This is a genomic window from Nostoc sp. CENA543 (assembly GCF_002896875.1).
Classification (GTDB): domain Bacteria; phylum Cyanobacteriota; class Cyanobacteriia; order Cyanobacteriales; family Nostocaceae; genus Trichormus.
This window is the reverse complement of sequence record NZ_CP023278.1, coordinates 2,213,500-2,231,503: the sequence shown is the minus strand read 5'-3', so window position 1 is coordinate 2,231,503 and position 18,004 is coordinate 2,213,500. Positions and strand designations below refer to the sequence as shown.

Sequence of the window (18,004 nt, the reverse complement as noted above, 5' to 3'; positions counted from 1 at the left end):
TGTAAGTAGTATGCCCAAAAGATGATTTTGCTAACCTTTGCGGGTGTGTAACTAACTTTTGGGAATTGCTGCACAAGTTAAGGATGGTTGCGTCTGAGTAGAAGATAGCTCTGCAACTAATTCAATGTTTCCTTGAGTGTTACGATGCCAGGAAGTAGCTTGGATGGGGATTTGGGGCTGTGTGGTTGCTTGTGCTTGTATTTGTGGTGTGTTTGGGAATGCAGATATATTGCGGATATCTGACCAAGTGCGATCGCTCCTCATCTCCTGGCTGGGATTTTGTGGTATTCCACCCCTACCTGTAGCCACAAAACTACTACCTTGATTCCTATCACAACCGCTAGCTATTTGCTGTGATTGATCAGTTACATTCACAGGTAATGCCACTACACTAGCATTCGGGTCAACACCAATAGTATCAACGTTAACTATACCGTTAACCCCAAATTGCGAACTGGCGGTAATGTCATTTTCTGGTGTCAGTTGCTGACGGAATGCTAATCCTAAAATAGTCTGAGTCTGAATGTTAATATTACCACCTTTGCCTTGAAAGGCATTGGCAATAATATCACTGTTTTCCCAGCCAAAAATAATCGGTGAATTAATGGTAATATTGCCTCCATGACCGTTACCTTGTGCCGTGGAGGTAATTTGACTGTTGCCTCGCAACCGCAAAGAGTTACCCACTTGTAAATCAATGTTGCCACCATTCCCAGATGCTGTTCTGGCCTCAATGAAAGCGTGATTTTGTAATTGGATAGTATTGGCATTAATTTTGAGACTACCACCATTACCAGTACCTTGATTGGTAACGGTCACAGTTCCTTGATTCTTCAAAATGAGGTTTGGTGTCGTCAGGTCGATTGTACCAGCATCAGCAGTCAACTTATATTCTGATACCCCAAATAACTTCTGCAATACTGGGTTGAGAATCAAAGCAGAGGAGTTAATAGCACTCGGTGTTAATGGATTGTAGCCATTAACTTCCACGGATTCAGTAGCATTGATCTTCACATCCCCGGCATGACCGATAAAATATGAACTTGTGCCGAGTGAGGCACCATCTATGACTTTTAACCTGGCAGTATCTATGGTTAAGGTTTTAGCATTGCCAACATTAAAGGTGACTGAGGCGATTCTTGTACCGAAGGGAGAACTATTACTACTCTGCACAGTGGTATCTTGGTTGCGAACCACAATTTCACCACTAGAACCAATACCCCGCGATACGGACGATACTCCGCCACCATAAGATACAAGTAAACTATCACCCTGCACAAAAATATTACCTGCATTCCCAGAACCAAATGTGGTGGTGTTAATAAAACTGCCACTGGCGTTGAGGGTTGATAAACCTGATATTTCTACATTTTTGGCATTAACCTGGATATTCCCACTTTTAGACACTCCGTAGGTGTTACTACTTAATATCCCCCCATCGTAGAGATTGAGTTTAGGGGTAATAACATTGATATTGCTACCAGTTCCCTGGTTCCAGGTTTCACTCCGCACCCCACTTACTGCATTAATGAGATTAATGCTTTCGGTTGCTTGAAGACGCAAGTTTCCCCCAGGGAGATTACCTTGATTTTGCGATAGTAACAGTGAGCCTTCAGTAAACTGAATCTGCTTACCTTGTATCTGCACAGAGCCTGCATTCATTCCACTGACATCTATGAGAGATTTTTGGGCAATTTGAATATCCGCAAAGCTGTTGACCTTCCCGTATCCTAATGTATACCCTTGATTTGTTGATATCAGGTCAACAAATTCTGAGCCACCTACACTACCCAATTCAATGTTACCCGTTTCAGATGTTAGGGTTGCTCCATTTAAATTCAGATTACCACCCACCAAAGCCAGGGTTTTTCCCGGTTCTACTTTCAGTTGTGTTGAACTAGGTGTGTGAATAATGGGAGAGAGTATATTAGTGATATTTAAGCTATATCCTGTACCTTGCACACTAATTTCTCCTGGATTCTGCCCCATCTGCAAGCCAATGGGTACACTCATCGTTAATAATGGCGAGGTATCGAGGTGATTGGCTCTAAATTCCGTTCCATCGGCAAATTTAATACTGTTGGCTGTTGTGGCGACAAATGACCCCTTAATATCCAAACTGGCTTGTTGCCCAAAAATTATGCCTGCTGGGTTAATTAAAAATAAATTGGCACTGCCATTGGTACTGATGACACCCTCTATGCGGGAAATATTACCACCTGTCACCCGACTAAAAATATTTTGAATATCAGTAGCATTGTGAAATGAAGCCGAACCGCCACTAGGCACAGAGAATTGGCTGAAGCTATGAAATAAATTATTCTCCACACGCGTGCCGTTAGTGATGATGTAATCACTACTACCACTCACATCAGTTTTGAGAGTGTGATCAGAAATCACCTGGGCGTGAACACTGTTGTGTTCAAGAGCAGATGTCAAGATAATACTGATGAGTATAGAGGCAGTAAAAGTCGATTTCATTAAACTGAATGATTCACCTTATATTACGTATTTATTGTTCCCTTACTAGTTTTTTTATACTTTCTCTTTACAAAGCTTAACTTTTGCCGCAGTTCAATCAGTAATCCACCACATAAATTATGACTCGTCGTCAACACCCTCAAAAGTTGGAGAGTTGAATATCTGCGTTGAAGTGGAGATTGAGGAATGTGTACATCAACTTTGAGGAGTGGCAGCACAGGTTAATGTTGTTGGCACTGGCACGGGAGATTGATCTGCAATCAATTCGATGTTGCCTTGAGGGTTACGATGCCAGGATGTGGCTTGGATGGGAATTTGTGGCTGTATGGGTGCTTGTGCTTGGATTTGTGGTGTGTTCTGGAATGCAGAGATATTGCGGATATCTGACCAAGTGCGATCGCTCCTCACCTCCTGCCTGGGATTTTGCGGTATGCCACCCCGTCCTGTGGCGACAAAACTACTACTATTAGTATTAGAACAACCTGTAGTTATTTGTTGGGATGGATCAGTCACATTCTCCGGTAATTCCACTAAACCCGAATTAGGGTCAACTCCGACATTATTAATTTGAACTGTACCACTTACCCCAAATTGCGAACTAGCGGTAATATCACTTTTGGGAGTTTCGCCATCACGAAATTCTAAGCCCAATAAACCTTGAGTGGTAATTTGAATTTTGCCTCCATTTCCGGCAACGGCATTGGCAATAATATCACTGTTTTCTAGTCCGACAATTAAGGGAGAAATAATAGTAATGTTGCCCCCATTACCATTATTTCCAGCCCTAGCACTGATGAGACTATTGTGGCGCATCAGGAGAATATCTCCTACCATCAGTCCTAGAGAACCACCTTGCCCAGATGCAGCCGCAGTTCTAATTTGACCTTGTTGCTCTAACAAGAGTGAGTCGGCTTGAATTTGTAAATATCCACCATTGCCACTACCTATATTTTCCGCCGCGATATAGCCCTCATTACTAACTTTAATAGTGGGAGAGATAATAGTTAAATTTCCGCCATTGCCACTAGGAAATGCCGACAAACCTCTGTTTTGTAAATACCTGGGTCGAAATCTTTGCCCTGATGCAGTAATACGACTATGATCCCGCAACACGGAGTTAGAACCATCAACTTCCACAGATTCACTAGCATAAATAGTTAAATCACCCGCATTACCAGTATCAGAAGTGCTAGCAGAAATTACACCAGATGCTCTCAGTATTAATTGTCTGGTATTAATATTTATCACACCGCCATCCCCCCCGAAAAAGGTCGATGTAGCAATAGCGGATGCTCCACCTGATCCTGGATTTTCACCGAATAGGGAAATTATGTCTGCGGTCATATCAATATTACCGCCACTACCTCCTCCTTCAACCAGTGATGTAATCGTTCCCCCTTCTTGCACAATTAAATCTTTGGTGGCGATCGCAATATTTCCACCCTTTCCTCCTCCTGGGAAAGATGGGCTATTAATGCCACTAGCACGAAAATTAATAGGAGAAAAACCTATAATTTGGATTGATTCTGCGGCATTGACGGTGATATTTCCACCTTTTCCGCCATTTGTATAGGTTGTAGATAAGATTCCGCCCCCATCCTGCACAATCAACTGCCTAACTGAAACATCTATATTCGCTCCATATCCACTACCCAGATTTTCAGACAAAATTAAACTGGGATTTTTTTGTGGCAATGCACCACTCATTGCTAATAAATCTGCATTGATTTTGATGCTACCTGTATTTTGCTGTCCTTGATGTTGAATAAATACACTGGAACTATTTTGAATGTGAATATCTTTTCCTTGAAGATGAATCGAACCTCCAGGATTACCACTTGTATCGATGAGAGCAGCGCGAGTGAGAGATATATCTGATAAACTTTGACCAGAATGATAGTCAAATTCCCAAGCAGGAGTATTAGTATTGAGGTTAATTGTTCCTACTGCCATGCTTCCCAGTTCAATATGTCCGCTTTCAGCAATTAACACCCCTGCATCCAATTGAATACCATTACCCAGAAGGGCTAATGTTTGCCCTGGCAACAGGCGCAAACCACCAAGTTGTGGATCACGAGTCACTGGGGCTAAAAAATTGGGAGGGTGAAGCAGATTGTGTCCTTGTCCTTGGACTTCAATGCTGCCTGAATTTTGTCCTATCTGTAAGCCAATGGGTACGCTCATTGTGAGCAAAGAAGGTGTGGTTGTATCAGTGGTACTAAAGATAAAGCCATCGCTAAAGTTGATACTATTGGCTGTTGTTCCTACAAAAGACCCACCAATATTTAACCTGGCATTAGAGCCAAAAATAATTCCATTGGGATTGAGCAAAAATAAATTGGCACTACCATTAGTTTGAATTAAACCATCAATCTGAGAAATACTACTGCCAGTGACACGACTAAAAATATTTTGGATATCTAAAGCATTGTCAAAGAAAGCAGAGCCATCTTTAGGAATAGAGAATTGCTGGAAACTGTGAAACAGGTTATTGCCGACACGCTGGCCATTAGTGATCGTGAAATGTTCTGAACCTGGGGAGACTTCTGTCCCCAGAGAACTATCGGGAATAACTTGAGCGTTAACACAACTGCTGCCAATAACGCTTATGAACATTCCGCCAATTAAACCAAAGCCAGTAAAAGTTACTTTCATCAGCCCATTTCCATTTTCTGCCCTGTAAGTAGTATGCCCAAAAGATGATTTTGCTAACCTTTGCGGATGTGTAACTAACTTTTGGGAATTGCTGCACAAGTTAAGGATGGTTGCGTCTGAGTAGAAGATAGCTCTGCAATTAATTCAATTTTGCCTTGAGTGTTACGATGCCAGGAAGTAGCTTGGATGGCGATTTGTGGCTGTGTGGTTGCTTGTGCTTGTATTTGTGGTGTGTTTGGGAATGCAGAGATATTGCGGATATCTGACCAAGTGCGATCGCTCCTCACTTCTTGGCTAGGATTTTGTGGTATCCCACCCCTACCTGTGGCGATAAAACTACTACCACTTGTATCAGTACAACCTGTAGCAACTTGTTGTGATGGGTCAGTGACATTCGCAGGTAATTCTACTAAACCTGCATTGGGATCAACACCAACTGTATTGACTTGCACCGTACCACTTAGCCCAAATTGCGAACTGGCAGTAATATCACTATCGGGTGTGAGTTGGTCACGGAACTGCAATCCGAAAATACCTTGCGTGGTGATTTGGATATTACCACCGCTTCCTAGTACAGCATTAGCCGAAATATCGCTGTTTTCTGTGGGTACCGCCACAATCGAACCAGTATTGATATTAATGTTGCCCCCTGTAGAAGCAGCATGAGCATCGGTAATAATATGACTGCCGCGTCGCAATAACAATGTATCACTTGCCAAAAGGATGATGTTGCCATAATTACCACCATTCACTTCGGCTCGCAGTTTGGCTTCATTATCTAGGAAGAGATTACGGGCGTTAATATTGAGGTTCCCTGCATCTCCAGTACCAGAATTGCTGACTGTAATTTCTGCGCCGTCACGAATACTTAAACTATCAGTTGTGATATTTACCGAGCCTGCTGCAAAGTTGGTGGTTGAGGATGCGGTAATTGTACTCTTGAGATATTGCTCTCCAACTAAAGTTGGGGAAACACCTTGTACATCAATGTTGTTTACCTGTAGGTTGATATTGCCCGCAGTGCCTTGACCTTGGCTGGATGAGGTGATTTGTCCACCGTTAAATACACGTAAACTGTCTGCCGTTAAGTTAATTGTCCCACCTGAACCAACAGCACCATTGCCTATAGAAGCTGTAATACCCGTAATACTTTGACTATATCCATCAATTACCGGATCGCTAACTTGTATATCCTTAGCTCGAATATTAATGCTCCCAGCTGTACCATTTGCTCCTGGTATTTGTAGTTCTAAGAATGCTTTAGAACCTGCTAGCTCACTAGTAATCGCCCCACCACTAGACACAACCAAACTACCTGTATCTATAGTAATTTGCCCTCCTTGACCTGTGGTGCCAGCTTCCATCGAACTGAGAACAGCACTGGATATACCTCCACCGTAAGTGCCATCATAAAAACTAACTCCTCGAATCTCCAAACTCTCGTCAGCTCGAATAGAAACTTTTCCAGCTTGACCATTCCCCCCTAAAATGCTACTGCTGATACGACCACCATTGAGTAAGCGAATCCGTTGAGCATCAACAGTAACTTGTCCACTCTGATTGTTGCTCCCAGCAACAATTAAACTGCCAATCGTATCTACAATATATCCAGTCAAATTTTCGTATCCTACTAGATACACATCAGCAGCACGAACAGTAACATCTCCCGTTCTAGAGTTATTGCCAGAGGTGGCAGATTGGAGCCAGCTACCATTGGCTAACTGTAAGCGTTTGGTTTCAATAGTGACATCACCTGCTCGTCCTGTTGCTATTGGCCCCGGAAGTGCCAATACTCCAAATGTATTGCCGACAGAAGTTTTGATCCCAGGAAATAATGGTTGATTTGGATCAGAAATGCCTAAAAGATTCACAAAATCTGTTGTGTTAATAGTAATGCCCTTACCTTGGCCAGCAAAGGTAGTAGAACTAATATTAGAACCATCCTGCACAGTCAACCCACGTCCACGGATATTAATTGCGCCTCCGTTAATTCCACTTGCATCGATTAAGGAAACTTGCTGGAGTGTAATTGTTCCCCAGTTGGCAGTATCCACAGAACTCGTTATTTCCCAAGGTGTTTGGTTGTTTATTGCTACCTGAGCATTTTGTACTGCCCATAACTCAATCTGCCCATCGGAGGCAGAGATATTGGCACTATCCACATTGATCTGACTACCCACCAAGGCTAAAGTCTGATTTGGAACTAACGAGAGTGTGGGTGTTCTTAACAAGGAGTTGGTCGTGATTGGCCCTTGCACAGTAATGGAGCCAGCATTGCTACCTAATTGTAGCCCCACAGGTACACTCATGGTTAATAAGGGTGGTGTGGTGGTTTGGCTGGCATCAAACTTAAAGCCGTCAGCGAATCTAATACTGTCGGCAGTAGTAGCCACAAATGACCCACTGATATTGAGACTGGCCTGAGACCCAAAAACTATCCCACTAGGATTGAGAAGAAACAGACTCACAGCGTTGCTGCCTATTGGCATAATCTGGATTTTGCCATCAATCTGAGAAATTTGGCCACCAGTAACTCTACTAAATATAGTGGTAATATTTGCTGTATTGCTTAAGTCAAATGTTGCTAAACCACCATTAGGAACGGAAAACTGACTGAAACTGTGAAATAAATTACTGCCTGCTTGACTACCATCAGTAATAGTAAATTGATTTCCATCTTGGGTGACTTTGGTATTGAGGCTATTATCTGGAGTGATTTGAGCGTTAGCACAACCATTCCACAACAAGATAAATACCGATGGTAGTAGCATGATACCTGTGGAGATTCGAGTCACAAAATCTAAGCAGATAGATAATGTTTTCATTACATTGTCTCGATTTATACCCAGCTTATTATTCCCAGAATCCTCTAATTTTGAACACTGGTGATGAGAAAATATTCGTAGGCGGAATTACCCTTGAGAAATAGCACTACAGGTTAACAGTGATGGGTTGGGTGTGACAGATGAGATGGCAACTAGTTCCACTTTACCTTGAGCATTACGATGCCAGGCAGTAGCTTGGATGGGAATTTGTGGCTGTGTGGGTGTTTTTGCTTGTATATGTGGTGTGTTGTGGAATGCAGATATATTGCGGATATCTGACCAAGTGCGATCGCTCCTTATTTCCTGGCTGGGATTTTGTGGTATTCCACCCCTACCTGTAGCGATAAAACTGCTACCATTTGTATCAGCACATCCACTGGCTATTTGTTTTGATTGGTCAGTCACATTGGTAGGTAATTCTACTAAACCTGCATTGGGATCAACACCAACTGTATTGACTTGCACCGTACCACTTAGCCCAAATTGCGAACTGGCAGTAATATCACTATCGGGTGTGAGTTGGTCACGGAACTGCAATCCGAAAAGACCTTGAGTGGTAATTTGAATGTTACCACCTTGCCCTAAAACGGCATTAGCCTCAATATCACTGTTTTCTGTAGGCACAGCAATAATTGACTCTGCACGAATATTAATATTGCCGCCAGTAGAAGTACCACGAGCATTGGTGACAATACTACTACCGCGTCTGAGGAGGACAAATTCACTGGCATTGAGTCGGATGTTACCGCGACTACCTCCATTAACTTCGGCTCGTAAGCTACCACCATTATCTAAAAATATCTGGCTAGCATTAATATTTAAGTTACCTGCATCCCCAGAGCCAAGATTGCTCACGGTGATTTCTGCCCCATCCCGCACACTCAATTTCTCCGCATTGATATTAACTGACCGAGCCGTAAAGTTATTGGCTGCGGATGCTGTGATACTACTAGGCAATATGCGACCATCGCGTAAAGGTTCAGAAAAACCTTGCACATCAATATCATTAACCCGTAAATTCACACTACCAGCAGATCCTTTACCTAAGCTAGATGAAGTGATCTGTCCACCTTGGAACACACGTAAGCGTTCAGCTTGTAGACTAATATTGCCACCATTACCAACCGCATTTTTATTCACTGCCACAGTAATACCACTAACTGTATTACTAAAACTATCGAGCTTTGGCTTACTGACTTCTACATTTTGAGCTTGAATCACTATATTCCCGGCATTGCCAGTACCTGATAGCTCACTAGCAATAGCTCCACCATCTGTGACGCGTAAATTTCCTGTGTTAATAGTAATATTGCCAGCTTCACCTTGAGCAAAAGCTTGAATTGAACTTATGATAGCACCAGTTAATCCCCCAGCCGTAGTTCCATTAATTTCTAGAGACTCCCTAGCTTGAATAAAGATATCTCCAGAATTACCAACAGTGATTGAGTCTAAACCAGGAATTGGGAAACCTATTATACTGGCACTAATACGTCCACCGTTCAGCAGACGAACTTGATTAGCTTCAATGGTGATAGTACCGCTATTATTTCTTTTGCCACTATTAACTAAGGTGGTAATAGCACTAGGTCTAAAATTAGCAACTCCAGTAAAAGGATTGGGAAATGGGTTATACCCACTCACTTCCACGTCCTTAGCAAAAACGGTAATGTTGCCTGTAGTAGTATCGTTGATGGGAGTAAAGCTGAAGGTTGAGAAATCGAAGGTAAAACCATTGTTGATAGATTGCAACCATGCTCCATTCTGAATCCGTAAACTCTCTGTCTCGATGGTAATATCTCCCGCCTTTGCCCCACTTCCAGATACAGTAGTGAATAATCCAGGGGTGTCATAATTTTGTGGATCTGATACTCCCAACAAATCAATAAATTCCGTGGTTTTAACGGTGATTCCTTGCCCTTGTCCCAACGCTCCTGTAGTCGAAGCAATGCTCGAACCTTCCTTTAATGTTAAACCTCGGCCACGGATGTTAATCGCTCCCCCATTTATTCCACTGGTATCGATATATGAGGCTTGTCTGAGGGAGATCAGTCCCCAGTCGGCTGTCGCTGGGCTAGTTAGTTGCCATCCTGCTTGATGATTCAATCCCACTTCTGCATTCTGCAATGCCCATAATTCCATTCTGCCGTCTGGATTGGCAATGCTGCTTTGATTAATATCAATTTCACTACCCACTAGGGCAACGGTTTGAGCCTGAAAACTTTGCGCGGGGCGATTTAAGAAATTGAGTGCTGGTGTACCTTCGGTGCGAATTGTGCCAGCATTACTGCCTAATTGTAGCCCCACAGGTACACTCATGGTTAATAAGGGTGGTGTGGTAGCTTGGGTGGCATCAAACTTAAAGCCGTCAGCGAATCTAATACTGTCGGCAGTAGTAGCCACAAATGACCCACTGATATTGAGACTGGCCTGAGACCCAAAAACTATCCCACTAGGATTGAGAAGAAACAGACTCACAGCGTTGCTGCCTGCTGGAATAATCTGGATTTTGCCATCAATCTGAGAAATTTGGCCACCAGTAACTCTACTAAATATAGTGGTAATATTTGCTGTATTGCTTAAGTCAAATGTTGCCGAACCACCATTAGGAACGGAAAACTGACTGAAACTGTGAAATAAATTACTGCCTGCTTGACTACCATCAGTAATGGTAAATTGATTCCCTTGTTGGATGACTTTGGTATTGAGGCTATTATCTGGAGTGATTTGAGCATTAGCACAACCATTCCACAACAAGATGAATACCGATGGTAGTAGCATGATACCTGTGGAGATGCGAGTCACAAAATCTAAGTATACAGATAATGTTTTCATTGCAGAGTTTCTATTTATACCCAACTTATGATGCCCAGAATCCTCTAATTTTGAACACTGGTGATGAGAAAATATTCGTAGGCGGAATTACCCTTGAGAAATAGCACTACAGGTTAACGGTGATGGGTTGGGTGTGACAGATGAGATGGCAACTAGTTCCACTTTACCTTGAGCATTACGATGCCAGGAAGTAGCTTGGATGGGTATTTGTGGGTTTGGAGGTGTTTGTGATTGTATCTGCGGTGTGGTTTGGAATGCAGATATATTGCGGATGTCAGACCAAGGGCGATCGCTCCTTAATTCCTGTGTCGGATTTTTTGGTATTCCACCTCTACCTGTAGCGATAAAACTACTACCACTGGTATTAGAACAACCACTTGTTATTTGCTGCGATTGATCGGTGACATTGGCCGGCAATTCAACCAAACTAGAGTTTGGGTCAACGCCAACGTTATTCACTTCGACTGTACCATTTACCCCAAATTGCGAACTAGCGGTAATATCACTTTGTGGGGTGAGTTGATTGCGAAACTCTAAGCCAAAGATGCCCTGAGTAGTAATGTTGATATTGCCACCATTACCATTTAAAGCATTGGCAATGATATCGCTGTTTTCAAAACCACCGATAATTGGTGAATTAATGGTAATGTTACCACCATTACCCGTACCTAAAGACTCTGTATCTATTCTGCTGCCACGGCGTATAATCAAAGAGTCTTTTAAATTAATTGTAATATCACCACCTTCTCCAGATTTGGTCGCAGCAGTAATACCACCTTTGCGATCAAGAAAAATCGAATTAGCATTGATTTTTAAGCTGCCAGCATTTCCCGTACCATCATTTTTTACTGTCACCTGCGCTCCATTCATGACTCGCAACACGGGTGTGTTAATAGCCACGTTTCCCGATTTTCCTGTTGGTGCAGGAGGAAGCCTTAAAGCTTGACGCAATGATTCATCTAAGAGATTTGCAGAAGAGATAATTAAACTCGGATTGATTGAACCTGGTACAGTTCCATTGACTTCGATAAATTCTCCAGCATTAATCGTTACACTACCCGCATTACCGTTTGCAGCACCCGAAGAATCGACTCGTCCACCATCACGAATTGTTAATCGATCTGTATTTATGAGTAAATTACCAGCATTACCTTGCCCTAAACTTCCAGCAGTAATTACACTAGCGACAAAATCACTTGTGATTCCAGTTACTTCAATTGATTTTGTATTGATATTGACATTTCCACCATCTCCAGAAGAGGTCGTAATCGATGAGACTCTCGAACCACCCAAAACGATTAAATCATTTGTAGATAGGATAACATCCCCAGCCCTTTTAGAACTAAAAGTAGTAGTTTCGATATGACTTGTCCGTGTTGGATTTAATGGATCGGGTTCTAACTTAATTGATTCAGATGCCTTGACAATAATATTACTCCCCTGACTATTTATCGCCATACTGAAAATGCCTTGTCCTCCTGATAATTTCAAGCGTTGGGTCGAAATATTAATATCCCCAGTTAAACCAACTAGGCTTTCGGTATAAATATCACTATACTCATTCAGTTTTGGATGTAGACCGCTTACTTCTAAAGATTCAACTGCATTAATACTAATACCACCAGATGGTTTCAGTCCTTGGTTTTGAATAATCACCTTGGAGCCATTATGTAAGGATATATTTTCTCCTCGTAAGCGAATCGAAGCACCACCAGGAGCTAAAGCATCAATAATCGCTTGGTCTAATTTTATATCTCCAAATTTTAATACATTTTCATAACCAAGTCGCCATCCTTCTGATGTGGACTGCAAGTCGATCGCACCTTCTTTGACACTTCCGAGTTCGATATTTCCGGAACTGCTGGAAATTCGACTCTCCACCATCGAAATATTGCTACCTAATAAAGTCAGAGTTTTTCCTGGCTTTACTTGTAAGTTAGATTCACTAGTCGCACGCAGAGCAGCATTTCCCAATCGCTCTAAACCATAACCAGAACCATTAAATACAATCGCACCTGGATTACTTCCCATTTGCAATCCTATAGGTACACTGAAAGTTAATAATGGCGTATTTTGGGGATTAACTGCACTAAACTCAAATCCATCAGCAAATTTGATGCTATTAGCAGTTGTGCCGACAAAAGAACCACCAATATTTAAGCTGGCATTTTGTCCAAAAATAATGCCTGCGGGGTTGAGTAAAAATAAATTAGCAATACCATTAGCGTTGATAGAACCATTAATGTTGGAAACATTACCGCCAGTTACACGACTAAAAATATTTTGAATATCGGTAGCATTATCGAATGATGCAGAGCCATTGCTAGGAATAGAGAATTGACTGAAACTATGAAATAAATTATTGCCGACCCTAGTGCCGCCAGTAATGTTGTAACTATTACTTCCAGACACAGCAGTGCTGAGAGTACTATCGGGTGTGACTTGTGCCTGAACATGACTGTTACCAATAGCCAAGATGTAGACTGCACCAATTAGACTTAAGTTAGCAAAAGTTACTTTCATCACTTAATCTCGTAATTATCTACCTTGTGTCTAGTGTTCCCAAGGTGAAGTTTTCTATGGAGGTGGCTGTGTAATGTTATGGTGAGTTCTTTCAGCTTTTATGAACAGCAGCACAAGTTAATGAGGGTTGTAAATTCACAGAAGATTTATCGGTAATTAATTCAATTTTGCCTTGAGGGTTACGTTGCCAGCCAGTTGCTTGAACAAGCAATTCTGGATATTTTGATGTTTGTGCTTGTAGTGCTGGTTTTTTCTGGAATGCAGAGATGTTGCGGATGTCAGACCAAGTGCGATCGCTCCTCACTTCCTGTGTGGGATTTTGCGGTATGCCACCCCGTCCTGTGGCGATAAAACTACTACCACTAGTATCAGTACAACCTGTAGCAATTTGTTGGGATGGGTCAGCGACATTAGCAGGTAGTTCCACTAACCCCGAATTGGGATCAACTCCAGTTGTATTCACTTGCACCGTACCACTCACCCCAAACTGTGAACTGGCAGTAATATCATTTTCAGCAGTTATTTGGGGACGATATTCTAAGCCAATAATTCCCTGTGAGGTGATTTGAATATTGCCTCCACGTCCTCTAACTGCGTTAGCAATAATATCGCTGTTTTCCCAGCCAGTAATGATGGGTGTATTAATTGTGATATTACCACCGTCTCCTAAACCACTAGCTGTGGCAGTAATTTTGCTATCTTGACGCAGAAATAACAACTTTCCGACTTGTAGGTTGATATTGCCACCATTACCAGATTCTGTCTGTGCTTGAATTGAGCCTTGATTTTTTAACTGGATGCGATCGCTTGTAATGTTGAGAGTCCCGCCATTGCCAATACCTTGACTAGTAACACTCACTGTGCCACCATCTGTCAGTATGAGATTGGGTGTATTAATACTGACATTACCGGCATTCGCTGTCAGTATATCGGGTAAATCGAATAATTGACGTAACTGGGGACTCAAACGGACGGCACTGGAATTAATGTTACTTTGATTGTTGGGACTACTACCACTAATGGCGATCGCTTCACTAGCATTGATATTGACATTGCCGCCATTCCCCATAAAGAACGCCGATGAACCAACTGTGCCACCCTCTAAAATCTGTAATCTAGCAGTATCTAGTGATAAATCCTGGGCATTGCCGGTGGCAAAAGTTGAGAGACTGATAGCACTATAAAGGCCAAAAGGGCTTTCACCCTTAACTGTAGTATTTTGATTGCGAATTGTTACTTTACCACCAGAGCCGCTAGCAAATGACGCTGAGGATATCGAACCTCCATTGGTTAGTAATAAACTATCGCTATTCATGAAGATATCACCAGCACTGCCAAAACTATAGGTACTAGTGGTGATGTTAGTCACACCAAGCGGATAAGTGAGTGAATAGCCGGATATTTCAATCTTGGCTGCATCAATTTGGATGTTGCCACTGGCGGCGTTTCCTGATGTGATCGTGTTTAATATTGCTCCTTGCTGGAGGATAAGCTGAGGTGTTACTACACTGATATTACTGCTAGCTCCCGTCCCAAAAGCATCAACGCGCACTCCACTTCCTAGTATGCCATCGCTGACCGTGCCAATTAAAGCGATCGCTTCTGACGCTCGTAACCGAATGTCACCACCAGGAAGATAGCCATAATTTTGCCCTAAAACTAACGAACCATCAGTAAAGCGAATATTTTTTCCTTGAATGTTAACGTCACCTGCATTGATACCACTAACATCTAATAGTGACTGTTGTGTGAGTTGAATATCACCCAAAGTTTGTCCAGAACTGTACCCCAGTGTATAACCTTGGGCATTAGGGAGTAAATCAACTTGTCCTGCACCATTGGTGCTTGTCAGTTCTATTCGTCCTTGTGGTGCAGTCAAGATCAATCCATGCAATTGCAGATCACCGCCTACTAAAGCCAAAGTTTTCCCCGGTTTGACTTGTAATTCTGTGGATTGAGGCAGTCGAGAAATCGTATAGCCATTATTGGTGTATCCCTGTCCATTAGCTATGATAGATGCAGAATTGCTGCCCATTTGTAAGCCGATGGGAACATTAATCGTCAATACTGGGTTTTGTTGGGGATTGACTGCGCTAAATTCAGTCCCATCAGCAAATTTGATGCTATTGGCTGTTGTCGCAATAAAAGAACCACCAATCTCTAATTTGGCATTTGCTCCAAAAATAATTCCACTAGGATTGAGCAAAAATAAATTAGCATTGCCGTTGGCTTTAATTAAACCGTCAATATGGGAAATATTGCCCCCAGTTACCCGACTGAAGATATTCTCTACATCTAAGGCATTGTTGAAGAAAGCAGAGCCTTTAGCGGGAATTGAAAATTGCTCGAAACTGTGAAACAGATTGTTACCGATTCGATTTCCGTCCGTGATTGTAAAGTCGTTGCCACTTTGAGTAAAGGTAGTGTTGAGGGTGGAATCTACAGTGACTTGAGCATAAGCAAAGCTGCACCACAAGAGAATTTCACCTAACAAGATGACATTGATCCAATTCCAGCCAACAGAGGATGCTTTCATCGCTCAGGTTTCATCTACACATCTTTATTAGATTTCCCAAAAAGATATGGTGCTGGAACATAGGACTTTCTATGAAAAAAATATCCTATCACTGTGAGGGCAAGGGGACAAGGAGCAGGGAGCAGGGGGAAAGAAAGTTGTTTTTAACAAGAGAAATTAGATAATTTATGCTCTGGAAGTCCCCATGAGCAAAATTTTGAGGAATATTTCCAGTTTTTAGAATGGTGAATACCTAACAGAAAAATACAAGCCATTTTCTTGGAGACTGCGTTTATCACCTTCTACTGAGGTTAAGGGAATACCCCAATCTAATCTGGCGGAGAAATGATCACCTTGTTTCCACAATAGTCCTAACCCAGTACCGATCAATGTACTTGGGGATGGATTTCTGCTGTTAGTATTCCAGCCTGTACCTACATCAATAAAAGGTGCAAGTTGTAATACTGTCTCTGATTTCGGAGTCCGGTAGACGGGTAGGCGTAATTCTGCTGTTACTAATAAACCATTATCTGTAAGTAAGGTATCTTGACGATAACCCCGTACAGTTTGCTGTCCACCCAAACCAAATTGCTCTAAGGGAACGAGGGAAGTAGTAGCTAGTTGTAGATCGCCTCTAGCTAAAAATAGTGTGTCTGGTGCTAGTTGTCGCACCCATTGAGTTTGTCCCCGCCAACTGAAAAAGCGGCTATCTGGTTCATCTGCATTGACGTTTGCCCCTAACCAATCTACCCCCAAACTAAATTGCGATCGCGCTGCAAAAACTTCCTCATTGCTGCGCTGGGTATACTCTTGGGTAAAGCGCAAAGCGGAAATATTGGTTCTACCTTCTGCATCTGCACCGGGAGATAGGGGAAATCCACCAATATTATCAAGACCTAACTCGGTTTGACTTTCTTGACGGGAAAATGATATTCCTACAGCTAATTCCTGGGTGGGTTTGAGAATCAGTGGTTGGCGATAGCCGATTTCGTAAGATTTAGTGTTTGATTGAATATCTAGGACGGTGAATGGTTCTTCAATCACACGATTCCACCCTTGGTTAAAACTCAACGAGACAGTACCGTTGTTAGCATTCACTGGCAGGTTGTAATTAAAGTTAAGGGTATTGCTACCGTCGGTATTAGTGTATGCTGCACTCAAAGTATCTCCGAAACCCAATAAATTCAATTCTTGGATTTCCACACCCCGCCGCAAACTACCGACACTAGGCGATCGCCCATTATCTAAAGTTGTAGTCAGTGAGAAGGTATCAGCTTCTTGAATTTCCACTTGCAGGATATTAGTTCCAGGCGTGACACCCATCTGTAATTCGGCTGATAGGTTTTGAATGCGTGGATCGAGACGCAATAATTGCAGTTTTTCTAGTAATTGTGGGACATTCAGGGGTTTACCTGCACCCAAGCGGATGCGATCGCGAATATATTGAGTACGTAATCGACGATTACCTCTAACTTTAATTTCTGACAAACTACCCTCAATCACCTGAATTTTCACCACTCCCGCTTCTATTGTTTGGGGTGCAATGACAGCCCCGGTGGTGACATAGCCTTGATCAGTGTAAAGCTTGGTAATTGCATCTTTCACTTGCAATAGCTCTGCAAATGAGACTTCTCTACCGACAAAGGGAGATGTAATCTTAGCAAACTCTGCTGGAGAAAAAACTGTACTTCCCACAACTTCAATGCGATCAACCTGAAATTTGGCGTTGGGATCTTCTGGTGTGGGAGTTGACTGATCGGGTGTTTGTACAGGCGGAAGTAATGGCTCTGGCTCGGATGGTGGTGGTAGCACATCCGATGGTAAATCGCGATCTGGAGTAGTAGTTGGTACGGAGTTACGATTGATAGTTTGAGCGATCGCTTGCTGCTCATTCCCCAAGGCAATAGCTATAAATAATACTATTGTTATAGGTTTTAATACAGAAATAATACTTACACTTTTATTTAAGATGTAGGTATTAAATACTGGTTTAAGAATATGGTTTTTTACGGTAAATCGGTTCACTGCCACCTGTCTCCTAAATCTACATAGGGTTAAAAAAGTGTTTTTGCTGTAGTTAGGTATGATGTGCAGTGGTAATAATACTTAAATAATCCACATTTGTTGAGTCAAAAATAATATCTCTCAATCTAGAATTTATGTGTCCTATTCA

The 18,004-nt window shown here is 42.2% G+C and carries 7 protein-coding genes; all 7 read right to left on the bottom strand.

From position 1 onward, the window contains the following. Positions 1-51 precede the first annotated feature (51 nt). Positions 52-2,481: an S-layer family protein gene (locus tag CLI64_RS09255; RefSeq protein WP_103136943.1), complete on the bottom strand. Its 2,430-nt coding sequence runs from the start codon at positions 2,479-2,481 to the stop codon at positions 52-54. Positions 2,482-2,676: 195 nt separating this feature from the next. Next, positions 2,677-5,136, bottom strand: a complete 2,460-nt coding sequence (locus CLI64_RS09250; RefSeq protein WP_192881703.1) for an S-layer family protein — start codon at positions 5,134-5,136, stop codon at positions 2,677-2,679. A gap of 74 nt (positions 5,137-5,210) precedes the next feature. Then, the gene (locus CLI64_RS09245) at positions 5,211-7,961 is read right to left on the bottom strand and encodes an S-layer family protein (protein WP_103136942.1); all 2,751 of its coding nucleotides are present in this window, start codon (positions 7,959-7,961) and stop codon (positions 5,211-5,213) included. Positions 7,962-8,048: 87 nt separating this feature from the next. After that, positions 8,049-10,793: an S-layer family protein gene (locus CLI64_RS09240; protein WP_103136941.1), complete on the bottom strand. Its 2,745-nt coding sequence runs from the start codon at positions 10,791-10,793 to the stop codon at positions 8,049-8,051. A gap of 87 nt (positions 10,794-10,880) precedes the next feature. After that, on the bottom strand, positions 10,881-13,316 hold the full coding sequence (locus CLI64_RS09235) for an S-layer family protein (protein WP_103136940.1): 2,436 nt from the start codon (positions 13,314-13,316) through the stop codon (positions 10,881-10,883). 91 nt (positions 13,317-13,407) lie between these two features. After that, positions 13,408-15,852: an S-layer family protein gene (locus CLI64_RS09230; RefSeq protein WP_103136939.1), complete on the bottom strand. Its 2,445-nt coding sequence runs from the start codon at positions 15,850-15,852 to the stop codon at positions 13,408-13,410. A 216-nt stretch (positions 15,853-16,068) separates the two neighbouring features. Continuing rightward, positions 16,069-17,856, bottom strand: coding sequence for a ShlB/FhaC/HecB family hemolysin secretion/activation protein (locus tag CLI64_RS09225; RefSeq protein WP_225977546.1), 1,788 nt, complete (start codon positions 17,854-17,856; stop codon positions 16,069-16,071). Positions 17,857-18,004: the final 148 nt, after the last annotated feature.

Bases quoted from the DNA above. Each gene is read 5' to 3' on its own strand.
- CLI64_RS09255 (WP_103136943.1), bottom strand. From the start codon at position 2,481: ATGAAATCGACTTTTACTGCCTCTATACTCATCAGTATTATCTTGACA.
- CLI64_RS09250 (WP_192881703.1), bottom strand. From the start codon at position 5,136: ATGAAAGTAACTTTTACTGGCTTTGGTTTAATTGGCGGAATGTTCATA.
- CLI64_RS09235 (WP_103136940.1), bottom strand. From the start codon at position 13,316: ATGAAAGTAACTTTTGCTAACTTAAGTCTAATTGGTGCAGTCTACATC.
- CLI64_RS09230 (WP_103136939.1), bottom strand. From the start codon at position 15,852: ATGAAAGCATCCTCTGTTGGCTGGAATTGGATCAATGTCATCTTGTTA.
- CLI64_RS09240 (WP_103136941.1), bottom strand. From the start codon at position 10,793: ATGAAAACATTATCTGTATACTTAGATTTTGTGACTCGCATCTCCACA.
- CLI64_RS09245 (WP_103136942.1), bottom strand. From the start codon at position 7,961: ATGAAAACATTATCTATCTGCTTAGATTTTGTGACTCGAATCTCCACA.